At 59.7% G+C, this 18,983-nt stretch carries 19 protein-coding genes and 1 tRNA gene; 10 read left to right on the top strand and 10 right to left on the bottom strand.

Annotated features, from left to right (window positions below):
• Positions 1 to 37 precede the first annotated feature (37 nt).
• The 7 genes from AB5Y82_RS06040 to AB5Y82_RS06010 form a co-directional block, all read right to left on the bottom strand.
• Positions 38 to 454 (bottom strand): META domain-containing protein, encoded by a 417-nt coding sequence (locus AB5Y82_RS06040; RefSeq protein ID WP_159142717.1) that lies wholly within the window; start codon positions 452 to 454, stop codon positions 38 to 40.
• A 165-nt stretch (positions 455 to 619) separates the two neighbouring features.
• Positions 620 to 1,981, bottom strand: coding sequence for a molecular chaperone (gene yegD, locus AB5Y82_RS06035; protein ID WP_127007290.1), 1,362 nt, complete (start codon positions 1,979 to 1,981; stop codon positions 620 to 622).
• Between the two features lie 92 nt (positions 1,982 to 2,073).
• Complete coding sequence (locus AB5Y82_RS06030; RefSeq protein WP_005340720.1) at positions 2,074 to 3,063, bottom strand: 2-hydroxyacid dehydrogenase; 990 nt, start codon at positions 3,061 to 3,063, stop codon at positions 2,074 to 2,076.
• Between the two features lie 74 nt (positions 3,064 to 3,137).
• Positions 3,138 to 3,632 carry a CreA family protein gene (locus AB5Y82_RS06025; protein ID WP_368173761.1) on the bottom strand — a complete coding sequence of 165 codons (495 nt, stop codon included), beginning with the start codon at positions 3,630 to 3,632 and terminating at the stop codon, positions 3,138 to 3,140.
• A 26-nt stretch (positions 3,633 to 3,658) separates the two neighbouring features.
• On the bottom strand, positions 3,659 to 4,105 hold the full coding sequence (locus tag AB5Y82_RS06020) for a DUF962 domain-containing protein (RefSeq protein ID WP_111900447.1): 447 nt from the start codon (positions 4,103 to 4,105) through the stop codon (positions 3,659 to 3,661).
• A gap of 62 nt (positions 4,106 to 4,167) precedes the next feature.
• On the bottom strand, positions 4,168 to 5,025 hold the full coding sequence (locus AB5Y82_RS06015; protein ID WP_111900448.1) for a hypothetical protein: 858 nt from the start codon (positions 5,023 to 5,025) through the stop codon (positions 4,168 to 4,170).
• Between the two features lie 147 nt (positions 5,026 to 5,172).
• Positions 5,173 to 5,559 carry a TraR/DksA C4-type zinc finger protein gene (locus AB5Y82_RS06010; protein ID WP_005356952.1) on the bottom strand — a complete coding sequence of 129 codons (387 nt, stop codon included), beginning with the start codon at positions 5,557 to 5,559 and terminating at the stop codon, positions 5,173 to 5,175.
• Between the two features lie 480 nt (positions 5,560 to 6,039).
• On the opposite strand from AB5Y82_RS06010, the gene AB5Y82_RS06005 reads away from it, so the two are divergent.
• From AB5Y82_RS06005 to AB5Y82_RS05965, 9 genes are all read left to right on the top strand, one after another.
• Positions 6,040 to 7,371 (top strand): glutamine synthetase family protein, encoded by a 1,332-nt coding sequence (locus AB5Y82_RS06005; protein ID WP_111900449.1) that lies wholly within the window; start codon positions 6,040 to 6,042, stop codon positions 7,369 to 7,371.
• Positions 7,372 to 7,557: 186 nt separating this feature from the next.
• Positions 7,558 to 8,919: an aspartate aminotransferase family protein gene (locus AB5Y82_RS06000; protein WP_111900450.1), complete on the top strand. Its 1,362-nt coding sequence runs from the start codon at positions 7,558 to 7,560 to the stop codon at positions 8,917 to 8,919.
• A 53-nt stretch (positions 8,920 to 8,972) separates the two neighbouring features.
• The gene (locus tag AB5Y82_RS05995; RefSeq protein ID WP_111900478.1) at positions 8,973 to 10,070 is read left to right on the top strand and encodes an extracellular solute-binding protein; all 1,098 of its coding nucleotides are present in this window, start codon (positions 8,973 to 8,975) and stop codon (positions 10,068 to 10,070) included.
• 119 nt (positions 10,071 to 10,189) lie between these two features.
• A complete protein-coding gene (locus AB5Y82_RS05990; RefSeq protein WP_108612035.1) occupies positions 10,190 to 11,275 on the top strand; it encodes a polyamine ABC transporter substrate-binding protein in 1,086 nt (361 codons plus the stop codon).
• Positions 11,276 to 11,353: 78 nt separating this feature from the next.
• Positions 11,354 to 12,508 carry a polyamine ABC transporter ATP-binding protein gene (gene potA / locus AB5Y82_RS05985; protein WP_005340704.1) on the top strand — a complete coding sequence of 385 codons (1,155 nt, stop codon included), beginning with the start codon at positions 11,354 to 11,356 and terminating at the stop codon, positions 12,506 to 12,508.
• On the top strand, positions 12,505 to 13,410 hold the full coding sequence (locus AB5Y82_RS05980) for an ABC transporter permease subunit (RefSeq protein ID WP_005340703.1): 906 nt from the start codon (positions 12,505 to 12,507) through the stop codon (positions 13,408 to 13,410). Before potA ends, AB5Y82_RS05980 begins: the two co-directional genes overlap by 4 nt.
• A complete protein-coding gene (locus AB5Y82_RS05975) occupies positions 13,410 to 14,252 on the top strand; it encodes an ABC transporter permease subunit (RefSeq protein ID WP_031227712.1) in 843 nt (280 codons plus the stop codon). Before AB5Y82_RS05980 ends, AB5Y82_RS05975 begins: the two co-directional genes overlap by 1 nt.
• Before the next feature lie 45 nt (positions 14,253 to 14,297).
• Positions 14,298 to 15,002, top strand: coding sequence for an MOSC domain-containing protein (locus tag AB5Y82_RS05970; RefSeq protein WP_111900451.1), 705 nt, complete (start codon positions 14,298 to 14,300; stop codon positions 15,000 to 15,002).
• A gap of 155 nt (positions 15,003 to 15,157) precedes the next feature.
• Positions 15,158 to 15,234: transfer RNA gene (locus tag AB5Y82_RS05965), tRNA-Pro, on the top strand.
• A 260-nt stretch (positions 15,235 to 15,494) separates the two neighbouring features.
• On the opposite strand, the gene AB5Y82_RS05960 is transcribed toward AB5Y82_RS05965, so the two are convergent.
• Together AB5Y82_RS05960 and AB5Y82_RS05955 are read right to left on the bottom strand one after the other, a co-directional pair.
• The gene (locus tag AB5Y82_RS05960) at positions 15,495 to 16,022 is read right to left on the bottom strand and encodes a hypothetical protein (protein ID WP_111900452.1); all 528 of its coding nucleotides are present in this window, start codon (positions 16,020 to 16,022) and stop codon (positions 15,495 to 15,497) included.
• 124 nt (positions 16,023 to 16,146) lie between these two features.
• The gene (locus AB5Y82_RS05955) at positions 16,147 to 16,611 is read right to left on the bottom strand and encodes a thioesterase family protein (RefSeq protein WP_162632525.1); all 465 of its coding nucleotides are present in this window, start codon (positions 16,609 to 16,611) and stop codon (positions 16,147 to 16,149) included.
• A gap of 133 nt (positions 16,612 to 16,744) precedes the next feature.
• On the opposite strand from AB5Y82_RS05955, the gene recQ reads away from it, so the two are divergent.
• Positions 16,745 to 18,580: an ATP-dependent DNA helicase RecQ gene (gene recQ, locus AB5Y82_RS05950; protein WP_042081697.1), complete on the top strand. Its 1,836-nt coding sequence runs from the start codon at positions 16,745 to 16,747 to the stop codon at positions 18,578 to 18,580.
• Positions 18,581 to 18,647: 67 nt separating this feature from the next.
• On the opposite strand, the gene AB5Y82_RS05945 is transcribed toward recQ, so the two are convergent.
• Positions 18,648 to 18,950: a cytochrome c gene (locus AB5Y82_RS05945; protein WP_005340687.1), complete on the bottom strand. Its 303-nt coding sequence runs from the start codon at positions 18,948 to 18,950 to the stop codon at positions 18,648 to 18,650.
• Between the last annotated feature and the right edge of the window lie 33 nt (positions 18,951 to 18,983).

The following is an 18,983-nucleotide window of genomic DNA, read 5'->3' as shown; positions in this document are numbered from 1 at the left end:
ACAACATGTTCCTGTTTGTGATGCGGCTTTGTGAGCGCTAGAACACCCAGTCGCGCAAGGTGTATTCCAAACGGTGCTGTTTGCCCTGCAGGATCAGGTTCTGACTGGTGCCGCTCAAGGTCGCCCCCTCGGTAAGGGTGGTCAGCACGGCCTGTTCGATGGTGTCGAGCGGTGGCATGCAGGCCATTTCGGTGCTGCCCAGACTGGTAACCCACAGTTTGTCATCTTCCAGATGGCCCTGACCGAAGTAGCGGTTGCAACCGGCGATGCCGTTGACGGTGAAGTGCTCGCCGATCTCGAAATCGGGAGGATTGTCGCGGGGGGCCTTGATCGGTTCGTCATCCAGTTTGCTCAGTACCCAGTGGTGGTGTTGCAGATCTTGCTGAACAAAGGCGGTCGAGCTGCAGCCAGCGAGCAGTAACAGGGGGATCAGCAAAAAGGGCAATCTGGGCATGAGGGGGCTCCGGTTGGGGGAGCGTCAAGAATACCCTTTTTGGGCAGTCGGGAGCAGGGCGGGAGAGGGGACGACCGACCGCTTCTGTCGCCCCTTGTCCCGCACGACTGTCGCTTAATGGCAACACACGGGTGATGTTGCCATCGATTTACGCTATCTCAGGGCTCAGTTGGCGAACAGCCGCTCGGCATAACGGGCAAGACCGGCGGCCACCGAGCCAAAGTCATCCCCCCCCTCAAGCGGGATGGACGGGAGCTTCTGGCGGATAAAGCTGGCGATCAGCGGCGAGCGGGCGCTACCACCGGTGACGAAGATGCGATCCGGCTGCACACCGGCAGCGGCAATCGCTTCGTCCATCAGCTCGCCAATTTTTTCCAGCAGCAGGGCTGAGGCGTTGGCCAGCTGTTCGCGGGTCAGTTCGGCTTCCAGCCCTTTTTCCAGCTCGGCCAGCGACTGGCAATTGAGCTCTTGCTCCGAGAGGGCGATCTTGCCCTGCTCGGCACGCCATACCAGCTGGTGGCTCAGCTTGTGGGCCCGCAGGCTGGCCAGACGTCCCAGCTTGCTGCCGGGCTGGCTGTCGAGCTGCAGATCCTGCAGCTGGCGGGCGGTGTCGAGGCTGTAGAAGCGGCTCTGGGCGCTGACGTCGTTGATGGCGGCCGCATCCCAGAACAGCGGATGGGGCAGCGGCTTGCCGGTCTTGAGGGTCTCGTGCATGCCGAGCAGCGGCATCATCCCCTCCACCGTCAGGCGGATATCGAAGTCGTTGCCGCCGATCCGCTGGCCGCTGTGGCCGAGCAGATCGCCGCTGCGATCCAGCTGATCTCGGTAGCTCGGGCCCATCCGCAGCATGGAGCAGTCGGTGGTACCGCCGCCGATATCCACCACCAGTACCACGGCGTCTTCTGTGAGGCGCGCCTCGAATTCAAACCCGGCGGCCACCGGTTCATAGAGGAACTCCACCTGCTCGAAACCGGCCAGACGGGCCGCCTCGGTCAGAATGGCGATAGCTTGCTGGTTGCTCTCTTCCCCCGCCAGCCCCTGGAAGTTGACCGGACGGCCGATCACCGCCTGGCGGATAGGGGCGCCGAGCTGCTGCTCCGCCTGCTGGCGAACGTGGAGCATCATGGCGCAGACGATGTCTTCAAACAGGGCGATCTGGGGAGCCTTGAGGCCATAGGCCCCGAGGAAGGATTTCGGTGACTTGATGTAGTAGCCGTCGTCCGGCTCTTCCAGATAGCGCTCCAGCGCGGCACCGCCAAAGCTCAGCTCGTCGATCAGTCCCTCTTCGCGCATCTGGCGGCGAACCATCTGGGCGCGGGTGACCACGGGGCCACGCAGCTTGAGGTACTCCGCCTGCTGGGCGGGGGCCAGCCCTTCGGCCAACAGACCGGCGATAGCATCCCGGTGGGGTGCATGCAGGGTGGAGGGGAGATAGCGGGATGCGCCAAGATTCAGCAGCCTGGGGCTACCTTGTTCCATCACGGCCACGGCACAGTTGGAGGTGCCGTAATCAAATCCGATAAACATGGGCGCCAGACTCCTGAATAAAAAAGGGGGGCTAGCCTACCCGAAGGCGCCGGGTCTCACAACCCGGCGCGTGACGAAGAGAGGGCGAGCCCTTATTCCACTTCGTTGTCGCAGCGGCCCTGGCTCTCGATGGCGCGGATATTGCCGAGGGTGGTATCGGCGATGGCGTGCAGCGCCTCGCGGGTCAGGAATGCCTGATGGCCGGTGAACAGCACGTTGTGGCAGGCAGACAGGCGGCGGAACACGTCATCGGTGATCACCTCGTTGGACTTGTCGGAGAAGAAGAGATCCTCTTCCTCCTCGTAGACGTCCAGCCCCAGTGCGCCGATACGGGAGGTCTTGAGCGCCTCGATGGCGGCGTTGGAGTCGAGCAGGCCGCCACGGCTGGTGTTGATGATCATCACCCCGTCCTTCATCTTGGCGAATGCCTCCTTGTTCAACAGGTGGTAGTTCTCTTTGAACAGCGGGCAGTGCAGGCTGATGATGTCGGATTGGCGGAACAGGGTATCGAGATCCACGTACTCGGCTCCCAGCTCGATGGCTGCCGGATTCTGGTAAGGATCGTTGACCAGCAGGCGAACCCCGAAGCCCTTGAGGATGCGCAGAGCGGCCAGACCGATCTTGCCGGTGCCGATGACGCCAACGGTCTTGCCATGCATGTTGAAGCCGACCAGCCCCTCCAGCGAGAAGTTGGCGTCGCGGGTGCGCTGATAAGCCTTATGGATGCGGCGGTTGAGGCACATCATCATGCCGACGGCGTGTTCTGCGGTCGCCTCGGGGGAGTAGGCAGGCACCCGCACCACTTTCAGCCCCAGCTCTTTGGCGGCGGCCAGATCCACGTTGTTGTAACCGGCGCAGCGCAGGGCAATCACTTGGGTGCCGTTGGCAGCCAGTTCGGTCAATACCTCGCGGTCGGCATCGTCATTGACGAACAGACACACCACCGGGAAGCCGTGAGCCAGTCGGGCCGTTTTGGCCTCCAGCCGCACATCGAAAAACTCCAGGTCGAAGCCGTACTGGCTGTTGGCCTGGTTGAAATGCTCTTTGTCATAGCTCTTGGTACTGAATACGGCGACTTTCATGGTATGTGCTCCGCAGCGTGTGTGTCGTCAAATTACAACAAAATGGGTCAGCTATCACCGGACAAACCGGCTGGTTATTGTCCCCACGGCATGATGGGAACGGCGCTGACTGCACTCTTGTACGAACCATCCACCAGTTTGGTGCTGTAGGTCAGGTAAACCAGTGCATTGCGTTTCTTGTCGTAAAAACGCACCACTTTCTGCTCCTTGAACACCAGCGAGGTGCTGACATCGAACACCTCTTCCCCCGCTTTCAGCTTTTCGGGCTGGGTGATGGGGCCGATCTGGTGGCATGACAGGGAGGCGTGGGAGGGATCTTCCGCCAGTCCCAGCCCGCCTTTGACGCCACCTGTCTTGGGGCGCGCCAGATAGCAGGCGACGCCGTCGATGCGCGGGTCGTCGAACGCCTCCACCAGGATCTTGTGGTTGGGGCCAAACAGCTTGAAGGCAGTGCTCACTTCACCGACCGGGTCGGCCTTGTCAGCCAGCGCCGGGCCGGCAAACAGGGCCCCCAGCAGCAGGGGCAGGGCGCAGCGCAGGGCGTTATGTCGCGTGTGGTTATGTGTCATGGTCTCTCCTGTTGGCCCGGCACTCCTCAATAGGGAATGCCCAGGCGACGATAGAGGCTGGCAAGCACCCAGGCGGGGCCTATCAGCAGAAATTGCAGGTCGGCGAGGAAGGAGGGGCGTTTGCCCTCGATCTTGTGGCCGACAAACTGGGCTATCCAGAGCAGCACGAACGCTGCCACGGCGGACCACAACAGCTGCCCCTGCCATTGGTGGCAGATCCACAGTCCCAGTGCGGTCAGCCCGGCCATCCCCGCGAACAGCGAAAACGACAGCTGCAGATAGAACAGCAGCACCGGAATGGCTGCCACTGCCGCCCAGTTGAGTGGCTCTGGCAAGGGCCCGTGTGGCAGACACCAGAGCAGCGCCAGCGAGCAGAGATAGATGCCCGGCACCGCCAGCTTGTGGATGGCGACGTTGACCGGATGGCGATGGCTCTGGCCATACTCCGCAAACCACTCCTGGATTCCCTTCATGGCACCTCCCTGGCGCACAGTGTTCTCGCTGCCCGACCCTCATGGTCAGGCGATCGGGATGATTATCCCTGCGGTGGATACTCCCAATATTGGGCCGGAATGGATTTTAGCAATGGGGTCATATCCGGATTGGGCAGGGCGATGGTGACCCGCTGATCGAGGTTGGCGCTGGCGAGCGCTTCGCGGATCTTGGGGTTGTCATTGAAGAACTTCATAAAGCTGCCATCGGCATAGGCCCGCTCCAGCCCGGTCTGAATCGCCTTGGCCAGCTTGGGGTATTCGGGGCTGACGAAGAAGAACTGGGCGAAGGGGTAGCGGATCAGCAGATGCTGCTCGATAGCGAGGTTGGGATACTGCGCCACCAGCTCGCTGCGCTCGGCGAAGATCTCCACCAGGGCGCGCGGGAAGAAGTCGATCTTGTCGCCGTCGTTGATAAGGCGAAACAGGCTGCTGTATCGGCCGGAGAAGGTCGGGATGCCCGCATTTTCCAGAATTTTGTTATCGGCCCAACCGACCCCTTGCGCCGCCTTCAGCTGTTTGAGGTCGGCCAGGGTATTGATCTGGTTGAACTTCTCTTGGGCATCTGCGTGGATGAAGGACAGTCGCAATCCTTCCAGCCCGCGAAACAGCGGAATGGGGACGGCAATCAGGGAGGATTCGAGTGCGCTGGAGGTGCCCATCCAGAAGACGTTGATGGTCTTGCCCTTGCTCAGCTGCTGCTGGAGGGTGAACTGGTTGAGGTCGAGTTCGACAGGCTGGATGCGAAAGGGTTGCCCGGAGCGGGTCAGGGCCAGTTCCAGCAGCTTGTACTGGTACTCCTGGTCAAGATTGTTGACGGGACGGCTGGGGACCTTGACCGTCAGAGCCTGTGCTTGTGCCAGCAGTGGCAGGCACAAACACAGCTTGATGAGCCATTTCACTCTCTGTTCTCCTGTAGATTCCGGAAGGTGTCCGGAGTCTAACAGAACTTGTCACCATCTTGCTGCGAGGCGTTGTGCAAGGTTTGAGCGCAGGGCCCTGCCTTGCTGGCGTCTGTTGCACCAGAATGGTGACGGTTCTTCGAAGAATCAGGCGACGCGACGGAACACGTGGGTATCGTTAAATTCCTTGGTGCTCTGGCATTCGACGCAGAAACGGGATTCCGGACGGGCATGCAGCCGCTTGAGGGAGATCTCGTCACCGCAAGATTCGCAGTAACCAAAATCCCCTTCGCTGATGCGCTTCAATGCGCCCCGCAGCTTGCGCAGGTGCAGCTTGTCGTGCTCGATGCGGTTCAGCTCCAGACGGCGGGCTTCCTCGATACTGGCACGGTCAATTTCATCAGCCATCTCGTTGGTGTCGGTGGCGATGGCCTGGCTGGCCTGGGAGTTCAGGCGCTCTTCGAGCTCGACGATCTGTCGCTCGATCTGCCCCTTGTAAAAGGCCAGTTGGTCTTCAGTCATGAAATCACACATACGATTAACTACCAGTCAGTTTACTAACCCAATTATCCCTGTTTATGGGGGCTGTCTGCCTACAGACCAAGCCCTTGTATCCCGATTTGCACCTGTTTCATGCAAGAGAGTGCAAATCAGGGCGGGCCTTGTACCAAAAAAATGCAGCCAAGCAAAGCAAATAGGATAAGGATTGTGCGCCCTTGCAAAAAAATGGTCCGTTCCTGCGGGGGATTGGCCGGGATCTGGCGCCTGCTTCACCCTCTGTTGGCATCGCCTTTGCAACGATGAGAAGGGTGGGCTTCGTACGGATTTGAGTGTTTAGTATTTGGTGCCGCCTTGGTCATTATATGCGCCGTTATTTATAGTTTTTTAAACACGCCCGCTTGACATTGCCCTTGATGGCGGGCTTTTATGGTGATGTTGATTACAATTTTATAACAAGGGTGTTCCATATATTAGACACCCTTGCCAATGGCAACCGTAAAGTCGGGGTTTAACATGGACAGTATAAAAGGCTGGATGGAGAGCAATCGCATCACGGAAGTGGAGTGCCTGTTCCCGGATTTCACCGGCAACGCCCGGGGCAAGATCATCCCAGCCAACAAGTTTTTGCGTGAAGGGGGCATGCGTCTGCCCGAGGTGATTTTCACCCAGACGGTGACCGGCGAATATCCGGATGACGACAGCATGATCGACCCGCTGGAGCGGGACATGCAGCTCTATCCTGACCCCAACACCATCCGTTTTGTCCCCTGGGCGCTGGAGCCGACTGCCCAGGTGATCCACGACTGTTTCGACGTCAACGGCAAGCTGATCGACATCGCGCCGCGCTCCGTGCTGCGTCGGGTTCTGTCATTTTACGAGAAGCAGGGCTGGAAGCCGGTAGTGGCGCCCGAGCTGGAATTCTATCTGGTCACCCGCAACGAAGACCCCGACTATCCGCTGGTGCCGCCGGTCGGTCGCAACGGCCGCCCTGAGACCGCCCGCCAGTCGTTCAGTATCGATGCGGTCAACGAGTTCGACCCCATTTTTGAAGACATGTATGACTACTGCGAGGCGCAGGAACTGGAAGTGGACACCCTGATCCACGAGTCGGGCGCCGCCCAGATGGAGATCAACTTCCTGCATGGTGATGCGATCGATCTGGCGGATCAGGTGTTCCTGTTCAAGCGCACCATGCGTGAGGCCGCACACCGCCACGGCATCTATGCCACCTTTATGGCCAAGCCGATGAGCGACGAACCGGGGTCGGCCATGCACATCCACCAGAGTCTGGAAGATGTGAACGGCCACAACCTGTTCGGTACCGCGAGCGGCGGCAACAGCGAACAGTTCATGCACTTTATCGCCGGTCTGCAGAAATACACCCCGGCGGTGACCGCCCTGCTGGCCCCCAACGTCAACTCCTACCGCCGCCTCACCTTTGGCGAGAGCGCGCCGCGCAACGTCCAGTGGGGCGTAGAGAACCGCACCTGCGGCCTGCGGGTGCCCTTCTCCGACCCGAGCGCGCGGCGGGTGGAGAACCGCTTCGCCGGTGCCGATGCCAACCCCTATCTGGCGCTGGCCGCCACTCTGGCCTGTGGCTATCTCGGCATGATGGAGAAGCTGGAGCCGCTGCCGGAGATGAAGTCGAGCGCTTATGACCTGCCCTACAGCCTGCCCCGCTCGCTGGAGGAGGCACTCAGCCATCTCGAGCAGTGCGAGCCCATCAAGGAGATGCTGGGTGAGCGCTTCACCCGCGCCTTTGTTGCGGTCAAACGCAAAGAGTACGAGACCTACTTCGGGGTGATCAGTCGCTGGGAGCGGGAGTTCCTGCTGCTGAACGTCTGATCCCCCTGTAACGGGGAGGCCGGAGTCGGCCTCCCCGGTCCCTGTATCGAAGAGACCTAAACGCGAGTCAGGTGGCGGCAGCCACCTGTGAGTGGTTGTGGCTGCGAGCATGCAAGCCCGCCTGACTACTCACCTGACTATTTGACGACTGAATCTTGCTAAATCGAAGGAACCGAGGAGCAACAAATGCAGCAGACAACCCGTGAGTGGCAACAACTGGATGCCAGCCACCACCTGCACCCCTTTACCGACTTTCAGGCCCTGAACAAGAAGGGCTCGCGCATCATTACCAACGCCAGCGGCGTCTATCTGGAAGACTCCGAGGGCAAACGCATTCTCGACGGCATGGCGGGCCTGTGGTGCGTCAATATGGGCTATGGCCGCCAGGAGCTGGTGGATGCCGCTACCCACCAGATGCAGCAGTTGCCCTACTACAACCTCTTCTTCCAGACCGCTCACCCGCCGGTGATCGAGCTGGCGACCCTGCTGGCCGAGGTGACGCCAGCCCATCTCAACCACGTCTTCTTCACCGGCTCCGGCTCCGAGTGCAACGACACTGTGCTGCGGATGGTGCGCCACTACTGGGCCAGCAAGGGGCAGCCTGACAAACAGGTGATTATCAGTCGCCACAACGCCTATCACGGATCCACCGTGGCGGGGGCGAGTCTGGGCGGCATGAAGGGGATGCATGCCCAGGGTGGTCTGCCCATTCCCGGCATAGTGCACATCGATCAGCCTTACCACTTCGGTGAGGGACAGGGGATGAGTGCCCACGACTTCGGGCTGGAGCGGGCCCGTCAGCTGGAGCAGAAGATTCTGGAGCTGGGGGTGGACAAGGTGGCTGCCTTTATCGGCGAGCCGATCCAGGGGGCGGGCGGCGTCATCATTCCGCCCGACAGCTACTGGCCGGAGATCCAGCGTATCTGCGATCACTACGGCATCCTGCTGATCGCCGACGAGGTGATCTGCGGCTTTGGCCGTACCGGCCACTGGTTTGCCAGCGAAGGGTTTGGCATCAAGCCGGACCTGATGTGTCTGGCCAAGGGGATCACCTCCGGTTATCTGCCGCTCGGCGCAGTGATGGTGAGTGATCGGGTTGCCAAGGGGCTGGTGGAGGAGGGGGGCGAGTTCAACCACGGCTTCACCTACTCGGGTCATCCGGTCTCTTGCGCCGTGGCGGTGGCCAATATCCAGCTTATGCAGAAAGAGAGCATAGTTAAGCGAGTGCATGATACTATCGGCCCCTATTTGCAGCGCCGCTGGGCGGAGCTGGCCGATCATCCACTGGTGGGAGAAACCCGAGGCAAAGGATTGGTCGCCGCGCTGGAAATCGTTGAGGATAAGCAGACCAACCGGCGTTTCCCGGCTCAGGCAAATGCGGGGATGACTTGCCGGGAGTTCTGCTTTAACAATGGCTTGGTGATGAGGGCGGTAGGCGATACCATGATCATATCGCCCCCCTTGGTCATCACCGAGGAACAGGTTGATGAATTGGTCGATCTGGCCAGGCGCAGTCTGGATCTGACAGCCGCAAAGCTGAAGGGTTGAGGCGGGTCGGGCAGGTTGGCATGCGCATACAATTTGCTTAGGAGACAAGGATGATGTCTTTCAAAACAGGAGTGATCGCTGCCTCTGTGGCTCTGGTCATGGCAAGTGCCGGAGCAATGGCTGAAGAGAAGGTGCTGCACGTCTACAACTGGAGCGACTACATAGCGCCGGATACCCTGGATAACTTCCAGAAGGAGACGGGGATCAAGGTGGTCTATGACGTGTTCGACAGTAACGAGGTACTGGAAGCCAAGTTGCTGGCGGGTAGTTCGGGCTACGACATCGTGGTGCCATCCAATCCCTTCCTGGCCAAACAGATCAAGGCGGGCGTGTTCCAGAAACTGGACAAGTCCAAGCTCTCCAACTGGCAAAACATGGATGTCGACCTGCTCAAGGCGCTCGAGCCGAGCGATCCGGGCAACCAGTACTCCATCCCCTATCTGTGGGGCACCATCGGCTATGCCTACAACGCCGAGAAGGTGAAAGCCGTGCTGGGGGCTGATGCCCCGGTCAACTCCTGGGATCTGGTGTTCAAGCCGGAGAACATGGCCAAGTTGAAAGAGTGTGGCGTCTCCTTCCTCGATTCACCGACCGAAATGCTGCCGGCTGCCCTGCAATATCTGGGCTTCAAACCGGATAGCCAGAAACCGGCCGAGCTGAAGAAGGCTGAGGAGCTGTTCCTCTCCATCCGTCCCTATACCGCCTATTTCCACTCCTCCAAGTACATCTCGGATCTGGCCAACGGCAACCTTTGCGTAGCGGTCGGTTACTCCGGTGACTTGCAGCAGTCCAAGGCGCGGGCAGCCGAGGCCAAGAATGGCGTCGCGCTCACCTACACCATTCCGAAAGAGGGGGCAGGCAGCTTCTTTGACATGATCGCCATTCCGGCGGATGCCAAGAACGTCGAGGCGGCCCACACCTTCATCAACTACCTGATGAAGCCCGAGGTGATCGCCAACATCACCAACGTGGTGCAGTTCCCGAACGGCAACAAGGCGGCGACCCCGCTGGTGGATGAGGAGATCCGCACCGATCCGGGTATCTACCCTGATGCGGCAACCCTGCAGAAGATCTACACCTTCCCGGATCTGCCGGCCAAGGTGCAGCGTCTGATGACCCGCAGCTGGACCAAGATCAAGTCCGGCAAGTAAGTAACGAATGCCCCTCCCGGTCCGCAGTTCGGCCGGGAGGGTAGTGATGCCATCCATCCGGATGGGCCGCGCGAATGGATCCGCAGACGGTCAACCACTGAAACAGGAGAACTGACACCGTGAATACAACCAGATTGCTAACCGTAGCGCTGACCATGGGACTGGCGAATGTGGCCCAGGCTGCTCCTGTGCTGCACTTCTACAACTGGTCTGACTATATCGGCGAGACCACCCTCAGCGATTTCCAGCAGGCGACCGGGATCAAGACCGTCTATGACGTGTTTGACTCCAACGAGACCCTGGAAGGCAAGTTGCTGACGGGGCGTACCGGTTACGATTTGGTGGTGCCCTCCAATAATTTCCTGGCCAAGCAGATCAAGGCGGGAGCCTTCCAGAAACTGGATAAATCCCTGCTGCCCAATCTGGCCAACCTGGATCCCGTGCTGCTCAAGCAGCTCGACAAGGTGGATCCGGGTCATCAGTACGCGGTGCCCTATCTGTGGGGGACCAACGGCATCGGCTACAACGTCGACAAAATCAAGGCGGTGCTGGGGGTCGACAAGATTGACTCCTGGGCCACCATCTTCGAACCGGAAAACATGGCGAAACTCTCTCGCTGCGGCGTCGCCTTCCTCGACTCTGCCGACGAGATGATCCCTGCTGCCCTCAACTACCTCGGGCTCGATCCCAACAGTCATGCGACAGGGGATATCAAGCAGGCCGAGGCGCTGCTGCTCAAGGTGCGGCCCTATGTGGCCTACTTCCACTCCTCCAAATACATCGGCGATCTCGCCAATGGCGACATCTGCGTGGCGGCCGGTTTTTCCGGCGATATCCTGCAAGCCGCTGCCCGCGCCGATGAAGCTGGCAAGGGGGTGAAAATTGCCTACAGCATTCCGAAAGAGGGGGGCAATCTCTGGTTCGACATGATGGCGATCCCGTCCGATGCCACCAATGTCAAAGAGGCGCACGCTCTCATCAACTACGTCCTGCAGCCCGAAGTGATCGCCAAGGTCAGCGACTATGTGGGCTACGCGAATCCCAACTCAAGGGCGGGCGAGTTTATGGATGAGGCGGTGCGCAACAATGAGGAGGTTTATCCCCCTCAGGCCGTGCTGGAGCGACTCTATGTGCAGGAAGCACATCCCCGCTCGGTACAGCGTCTAATCACCCGGAGTTGGACCAAGATCAAGTCCGGTACCTAACCTTGGTGCCCGTTCGGGGGCGCCAAATCGCTTTTATGAATCGGCCGCAAGGCCGGTATCACGTTGGGGAGTTTGGTAATGGCGATAGCCTCCAGTGCCTACAAGAAAGCCCTCGAGGGCAGTCAGCAGCGCAAAGAAGTGCTGGTGAAAATTGATCGGGTAAGCAAGCAGTTCGACGAAACGCTGGCGGTCGATAACGTATCTCTCAATATTCACAAGGGGGAGATTTTCGCCCTGCTCGGCGGGTCCGGTTCCGGCAAATCGACCCTGCTGCGGATGCTGGCCGGTTTCGAGCGCCCGACCGAGGGGCGGCTGTTCCTCGACGGGGTCGACATCACCGACATGCCCCCCTATGAACGCCCCATCAACATGATGTTCCAGTCCTACGCCCTGTTCCCCCATATGACGGTGGCCCAGAACATCGCCTTTGGCCTCAAGCAGGATGGCCTGCCCAAGGCCGAGATCGATGCCCGGGTGGAGGAGATGCTCAAGCTGGTACAGATGACCCAGTATGCCCGTCGCAAACCGCATCAGCTCTCCGGTGGCCAGCGCCAGCGGGTGGCGTTGGCTCGTTCGCTGGCCAAGCGTCCCAAGTTGCTGCTGCTGGATGAACCCATGGGGGCGCTCGACAAGAAGCTGCGATCCAAGATGCAGCTGGAGCTGGTGGAGATCATCGAGCGGGTTGGGGTGACCTGTGTCATGGTGACCCATGATCAGGAAGAGGCCATGACCATGGCGGAGCGGATCGCCATCATGCACCTCGGCTGCATCGAGCAGATCGGCAGCCCGATGGATATCTACGAGACTCCGGCCAGTCGGCTGGTGTGCGAGTTTATCGGCAACGTCAACCTGTTCGACGGCCTGCTGGTGGAGGATGAGCAGGACCACGCCACCATCGCCTGCGCCGATCTGGAGCAGCCCATCTATGTGGGCCACGGCATCAGCTCCCGCGCCGAAAACAAGAAGGTGACCTACGCCCTGCGGCCGGAGAAACTGCTGATGAGTCTGCAAAAGCCGGAGGAGATCGAGCACCCGGACTTCAACTGGACCAAGGGTGAGGTCTATGACATCGCTTATCTGGGCGGTCACTCGGTTTATCACATCCAGCTGCCCTCGGGCAAAATCGTTCAAGCTTTCATCGCCAATGCCGAACGCCACGGCAAGCGGCCAACCTGGGATGACCAGGTGTTCCTCTACTGGGAAGATGACAGCGGCGTGGTGCTGCAATCATGAAGTTCTTGCAACGACTGAAGCGGGTCGGGGGGCGCCGACTGGTGATCGGCATCCCCTTCTTCTGGCTGTTCCTCTTCTTCCTGCTGCCCTTCGTCATCGTGGTGAAGATCAGTTTTGCGGAAGCGGATGTGGCGATCCCGCCCTACACCGACGTGGTGAGCTGGGCCGACAATCAGCTCACCATCCTGCTCAATATGGGCAACTACCTGCTGCTGCAGGAGGATGAGCTCTATATCGCTGCCTATCTGGGCTCACTCAAGATGGCCTTCGTCAGCACTTTGCTCTGCCTGCTGATTGGCTATCCGATGGCCTACTCCATCGCCCGGGCCAACAAGGAGACCCAGACCGTTCTGCTGCTGCTGATCATGATGCCGACCTGGACCGCCATCCTGATCCGGGTCTATGCGTGGATGGGGATCCTCAGCAACAACGGCCTGCTCAACAGCGTTTTGCTGGGGATCGGGGTGATCGACGAACCGCTGCAGATCCTCAACACCAACCTGGCGGTCTATATCGGCATCGTTTACTCCTACCTGCCCTTCATGGTGCTGCCGCTCTACGCCAATCTGGTCAAACATGACCAGAGCCTGCTGGAGGCTGCTTCCGACCTGGGGGCCCGCAACCTGACCCGGTTCTGGCAGATCACGGTACCGCTCTCCAAGAACGGCATCATCGCCGGCTGCATGCTGGTGTTCATTCCGGTGGTGGGGGAGTTCGTTATTCCGGAAATGCTGGGCGGCCCGGAGACCCTGATGATCGGCAAGGTGCTGTGGCAGGAGTTCTTCAACAACCGCGACTGGCCGGTTGCCTCTGCGCTGGCGGTAGTGATGCTGGCGGTGCTGATCATTCCGATCATCCTCTTCAACCGTAACCAGGCCAAAGAGCTGGAGGGCAAGGCATGATGAGACGTTTCGGTTTTGCCAAACTGATGCTCTGGCTGGGGCTGCTGTTTATCTACCTGCCCATGATCATCATGGTGATCTACTCCTTCAACGCCTCCAAGCTGGTGACGGTGTGGGGTGGCTGGTCGCTCAAGTGGTACTTCGGCCTGCTCGACAACAAGCAGCTGATTGGATCCGTGTTCCGCTCGCTGGAGATCGCCTTCTACACCGCGATCGCCGCGGTGGCGCTGGGGACGGTGGCAGCCTTCGTGCTGACCCGAATTCCCCACTTCCGTGGTCGCACCCTGTTCGGCGGCATGGTGACGGCGCCGCTGGTGATGCCCGAGGTGATCACCGGTCTGTCGCTGCTGCTGCTGTTCGTGGCGATGGCCCAGCTGGTGGGCTGGCCCGCCGAGCGGGGCATGCTGACCATCTGGATCGCCCACACCACCTTCTGTACCGCCTACGTGGCGATCGTGGTGTCGGCGCGCTTGCGGGAGCTGGATCTCTCCATCGAGGAGGCGGCGATGGATCTTGGCGCCAAGCCGTGGAAGGTGTTCTTCCTGATCACCATCCCGATGATCGCCCCCTCGCTGGCGGCAGGCGGCATGATGTCGTTCGCCCTGTCGCTGGATGATCTGGTGCTGGCGAGCTTCGTCTCTGGCCCGGGCTCCACCACCTTGCCGATGGAGGTCTTCTCGGCGGTGCGGCTAGGGGTGAAACCCGAGATCAACGCGGTGGCCAGCCTGATCCTGCTGTCGGTATCGCTCTTTACCTTCGGCAGCTGGTATCTGATGGCCAGGGCAGAGAAGCGCCGTCGCGCCGAGATCGCCATGACCACCCAGATGCAGGCCGTCGTCTGACGCCATGATAAGATCCGCCTACTCTCGTCAACCTGGAGGATGAGTATGCGGATCTCCCTTTTTAGCGGTCGTGGCACCGAGCTGGTGCCCGGCCTCACCAGCGCCATTCACAAGCAACCGATCTCTGCACCAGTTCGCTGTACCTTTGCGGGTCTGGAAGGGGATGAGCAGTGTGACCTGCGCCACCACGGTGGCCCGGATCGGGCGCTCCACTACTATCCTGCCGATCACTATCTCTGGTGGCAGACCTGGCAAACCGCACTGGGCTTGCCTGCGCCACGTATCCCTTGGCAACCTGCCGCCTTTGGCGAGAACCTCTCTGGTCTCGGGTTGATCGAGGCGCAAGCCTGCATTGGCGATGTCTATCGACTCGGCGAGGCGCTGATCCAGATAAGTCAGCCAAGATCCCCCTGTTTCAAGCTCAACCAGCGCTTTGGCTATGGCCAGATGTCGCAGGTGATGCAACTGAATGGCCGTTGTGGCTGGCTGCTGCGGGTGCTGGAGGAGGGCATGATCGCGCCTGACACGGCCATGGAGCTGGTAGACAGACCCTATCCCGAACTGACGGTGAAGCGCACGGCGGATATCCTGTTCAATCAGGTGCGCAATGAAGCGGATCTGCTGATATTGCTGGAGAATCCTGCTCTCTCCCCCAACTGGCGCCAGCATGCAGCCGACTGGCTGGAGCATGGCACTGTGGCTGACTGGCAGCGCCGTCTGCTGGGGCCAGCCTCCCTGCGCCTGGCCTGACGTCCGGTTGCCGGAATGTCACCAGCTGGCTGCAGCCCGGTAAACGGATGAAAAGAGTGCTGAATAGTTGAGCGAACGGCACTTTTTTTCCTGCCAAATGCAAAAAAGGCTTGTGTCGGGTCTGGGCTTTCGGTAAATTCCCGTCCCGCAGACATCGGTGTGTAGCGCAGCTTGGTAGCGCACTTCGTTCGGGACGAAGGGGTCGGAGGTTCGAATCCTCTCACACCGACCAAATTTGAAAAGGCCGCTCAATAGAGCGGCCTTTTTGCATTTATCCTTCCTGTTTTCCCGATTTTCTTTAGCTGCTGACCTGTTACCTGGCCAAGTGATCTGACTTGCAGTATGCAGGGTCGAAGCAAGACCACAGACATTAAAAGGGCCACCGCTCGGTGGCCCATCGGTGGAGTCTGATCCTGACTCCGGCACTCTAGATTGTGGCAATCTCGCTATGGGTCTTGTCTATGGTGCCCTCCTTGCGCGCCAGGCGCTTACTCAGATATGCCAGTGCTGATGCCGCAAAGCCTTGAAACTGTGTTGAGGCAGCAAGGCCGCGTGCTTGGGGTACTCACTAATGAAATGTTCTATTCCCTCCATCAGTTGTGCACGTAATGAAATCACGGGCTCATGCCAGGCTTGCAGGCATAAATGGCCGGGGATCAACTGCTCCTGATAATCTTCCAGCAGCTGCTCTGGCCAGGGTTCAATACCGGAATTGCGTTGCAGCAAATAGTGGGCGGCGGGTTCACGGGCATAAATGAACTGAATTTGGGCCAGATCGCGTTGGCATAGCGTTTGACTGTTGATGTGACAGGTCAAATATTTTCCCGTTTTCAGATCCAGAAAGTGACCGCGTTGCCGACAGGGAACGATGCGATACCAAGGCAAGGGTGAGGAGAGAGAATACCCCTTAAGCTCCTGTTCCAACCAGTGGCGACACTCGGGTGTCTGCACCTCGTCGAGCATGGACTCGAGCTGTGTCAACAAGGCTCTGGATGGTTTGATGGCCAGTTTCGCACTCATCGCCTGCAATCCTCCCTCTGCACACAATCCCGATTATCAGTATGGACCTTGTTCGGCCAGAGGGGGTAAGGAATCTAATGATTAAAAGTGGATTAGCCGCGTGGTTTTTATGCACTAACTTGGTTCAACTCACCAGATAGGTACCTGTGCCGAAGGCGATGTGGGTGCCCTCTTCGTTGTGCAGCTCCATCCGGGCGACGGCCACCTTGCTGCCAGCCCGGATGATGTGGGCGGTGGCGATAAACTCGTTGCCGCGTCCCGGGCGCAGGTAATCCACCCGCAGATCTATGGTGCCGAGGCGGGCGAAGCGCTCCTTGAGATAGCTGGGGGAGAACTCCTCCAGCTCGTCGATGCAGGAGGCGGCGACGATCATGCCGCCCGCCACATCCAGCAGCGTGGCGGTGACGCCGCCATGCAGGATGTTGTGGAAGGGGTTGCCGATCAGCTTCTCGTCCATCTTGATGCGCAGTTCCACCTTGTCGAAGTCGTAGTGGGTCACCTGCATGCCGATCAGCTTGTTGAACGGCATCTTCTCGGCAAACAGGTTGGCAATGCCACTGAGCGCCATCTTCTTCTGCATCTGTTTCATTCTCTGATCCCAATCCTTGTCATCAAAGCCGAGTAAAAACTCCAGCCAGTCTGCAACAGTTCCTTAACAGTCGCAATGGCAGGTTTATTGTGGGCGGCGGCTGCTTTAGAATGGCGACCCCAAAGGAGAGCCCATGACCGCGATTGCCGAAACCCTGCCAGATCCTCAGCCAGAGAGTCCGCTTGCCCTGCTGCAGGCGGTCTTCGGCTATCAGCAGTTTCGGCCGGGTCAGCTCGAGATCATCGAGCAGATCGTCGCGGGGCGCGATGCGCTGGTGCTCAAGCCCACCGGTGGCGGCAAGTCGCTCTGCTACCAGATCCCGGCACTGCTGCGGCCCGGGCTCGGGGTGGTGGTCTCTCCCCTTATTTCGCTGATGAAGGATCAGGTCGACAGCCTGCGCGCCAACGGTGTAGCGGCGGTCTACATCAACTCGGCCCTCAGTCGGGAGGAGATGATCCAGAACTTCGCCGCCATGCGCCGCGGCGAGATCAAGCTGGTCTATGTCTCCCCCGAACGACTGTTGCAGCACGAGTTTATGGATCGGCTGGCCGAGCTGCCGCTCGGGCTGTTCGCCATCGACGAGGCGCACTGTGTCTCCCAGTGGGGCCACGATTTCCGGCCTGAGTATGCGGCGCTGGGGCGACTCAAGCAGTGGTTCCCGCAGGTGCCGGTGGTAGCGCTTACGGCCACCGCCGACGAGGCGACCCGCAGCGACATGCTGCACCGCCTAGAGCTGAACGATCCCTTCATCCACACAGCCAGCTTCGATCGTCCCAACATCCGCTACAGCCTGGTGGAGAAGTTCAAGGCGGCCGAGCAGCTGCTGCGCTACGTGCAGAGCCAGAAGGGCAACTGCGGCATCGTCTACTGCTCCAGTCGCAACCGGGTGGAGGAGGTGGCCGAGCGGTTATCTCGCCACGGCTGCAAGGCCGCGCCCTATCATGCGGGGCTGCCGCTCGAGCAGCGCCAGCAGACGCAGGATGCCTTCCTCAAGGACGACATCGAGATAGTGGTGGCGACGGTGGCGTTCGGTATGGGCATCGACAAACCCAATGTGCGCTTCGTGGTGCACTACGACATCCCGAAGAACATCGAATCCTATTATCAGGAGACCGGCCGCGCCGGGCGTGATGGGACTCCCGCCGAGGCGTTGCTGCTCTACGATCCTGCCGACATCGGTCGGGTGCGCCGCCTGCTCGACAACATCGAGAATCCCCAGCAGTTGCAGGTGGAGCAGTACAAGCTCAACGTGATGGCCGCCTTCGCCGAGGCGCAGACTTGTCGCCGCCAGGTGCTGCTCAACTACTTTGGCGAGTACAACGACAAGCCGTGCGGCAACTGCGATATCTGTCTCGATCCGCCCAAGAGCTATGACGGCACCGAAGATGCCCAGAAAGCACTCTCCTGCGTTTGGCGGGTGGGGCAGAACTTCGGGGTGGGCTATGTGGTGGAGGTGCTGCGTGGTTCCCTCAATCAGCGCATCAAGGATCACGGCCACGACAAGCTCTCGACTTACGGCATCGGCAAGGATCAGAGCCATGAATACTGGATGAGCGTGATCCGCCAGCTGATCCACAAGGGGCTGCTGACCCAGAACATCACCCGTAATCTGGTGCTGCAGCTGACCGAAGCAGCCCGCCCCGTGCTGCGTGGCGAGGTGAAGCTTGAGCTGGCGGTGCCCCGCTTGCAGCCCATCTCCAGCCGCAAGGAGAAGCGCAATGGCCTGCTCGACAATGCCAACTATGACAAGCGGTTGTTCAAGGAGTTGCGCGGCCTGCGCAAGCAGATTGCCGAGGATGAAGAGGTGCCGCCCTACGTGGTATTCAACGATGCGACCCTGGTGGAGATGGCTCAGCTGATGCCGATGACCGAAGACGAGATGCTGGCTATCAACGGTGTGGGTCACCGCAAGCTGGAACGCTTTGGCGAAGCCTTTATGGACCTGATCATCGACTACTGCCGTCGTTAGGGTCGATTAGGCTGCCTAATCGACCAGGGTAAGCGCGGCTCGGAAGAACCTGGGGCCAGACGCGAGGTTATTTCAGGCTGGCGTAGAAGGCTGCCAGATTGTCGATATCCGCATCGGTCAGCGGCGCCATGAAGGGGTCCATCAAGGGCTCTTTGCGAGTGCCATCCTTGAACGCTTTCAACTGTTTCACCAGATAGGCGGCATTCTGACCCGCCAGATGGGGATAGTTGGGGATCATCGCCTTGCCTTCCACGCCGTGACAGGCGGCACAGACCGCCGCCTTGGCTTTGCCGGCTTCAATATCGGCAGCCTTGGCCTGATGACCCCACGCCAGTGCCAGCAAGGGCAGGGCATATACCCATTTTTGCATCTTCTTCTCCTTGAATTGAAAAATGATGGTCGT

The sequence above is a fragment of the Aeromonas sp. s13 genome, from assembly GCF_040907905.1.
GTDB classification, from domain to species: domain Bacteria; phylum Pseudomonadota; class Gammaproteobacteria; order Enterobacterales; family Aeromonadaceae; genus Aeromonas; species Aeromonas veronii.
Note: the sequence above shows the minus strand (reverse complement) of the source record. Positions and strands in the feature narration are given on the sequence as shown.

Coding starts and splice junctions, on each gene's coding strand:
- AB5Y82_RS06040 (WP_159142717.1), bottom strand. CDS start 454: ATGCCCAGATTGCCCTTTTTGCTGATCCCCCTGTTACTGCTCGCTGGC.
- AB5Y82_RS06030 (WP_005340720.1), bottom strand. CDS start 3,063: ATGAAAGTCGCCGTATTCAGTACCAAGAGCTATGACAAAGAGCATTTC.
- AB5Y82_RS05945 (WP_005340687.1), bottom strand. CDS start 18,950: ATGCAAAAATGGGTATATGCCCTGCCCTTGCTGGCACTGGCGTGGGGT.
- potA (WP_005340704.1), top strand. CDS start 11,354: ATGGCGATAGCCTCCAGTGCCTACAAGAAAGCCCTCGAGGGCAGTCAG.
- AB5Y82_RS05955 (WP_162632525.1), bottom strand. CDS start 16,611: ATGAAACAGATGCAGAAGAAGATGGCGCTCAGTGGCATTGCCAACCTG.
- AB5Y82_RS05970 (WP_111900451.1), top strand. CDS start 14,298: ATGCGGATCTCCCTTTTTAGCGGTCGTGGCACCGAGCTGGTGCCCGGC.
- AB5Y82_RS06025 (WP_368173761.1), bottom strand. CDS start 3,632: ATGACACATAACCACACGCGACATAACGCCCTGCGCTGCGCCCTGCCC.
- AB5Y82_RS06010 (WP_005356952.1), bottom strand. CDS start 5,559: ATGTGTGATTTCATGACTGAAGACCAACTGGCCTTTTACAAGGGGCAG.
- AB5Y82_RS05980 (WP_005340703.1), top strand. CDS start 12,505: ATGAAGTTCTTGCAACGACTGAAGCGGGTCGGGGGGCGCCGACTGGTG.
- AB5Y82_RS06000 (WP_111900450.1), top strand. CDS start 7,558: ATGCAGCAGACAACCCGTGAGTGGCAACAACTGGATGCCAGCCACCAC.
- AB5Y82_RS06005 (WP_111900449.1), top strand. CDS start 6,040: ATGGACAGTATAAAAGGCTGGATGGAGAGCAATCGCATCACGGAAGTG.
- recQ (WP_042081697.1), top strand. CDS start 16,745: ATGACCGCGATTGCCGAAACCCTGCCAGATCCTCAGCCAGAGAGTCCG.
- AB5Y82_RS05960 (WP_111900452.1), bottom strand. CDS start 16,022: ATGAGTGCGAAACTGGCCATCAAACCATCCAGAGCCTTGTTGACACAG.
- AB5Y82_RS05975 (WP_031227712.1), top strand. CDS start 13,410: ATGAGACGTTTCGGTTTTGCCAAACTGATGCTCTGGCTGGGGCTGCTG.
- AB5Y82_RS05995 (WP_111900478.1), top strand. CDS start 8,973: ATGTCTTTCAAAACAGGAGTGATCGCTGCCTCTGTGGCTCTGGTCATG.
- AB5Y82_RS06020 (WP_111900447.1), bottom strand. CDS start 4,105: ATGAAGGGAATCCAGGAGTGGTTTGCGGAGTATGGCCAGAGCCATCGC.
- yegD (WP_127007290.1), bottom strand. CDS start 1,981: ATGTTTATCGGATTTGATTACGGCACCTCCAACTGTGCCGTGGCCGTG.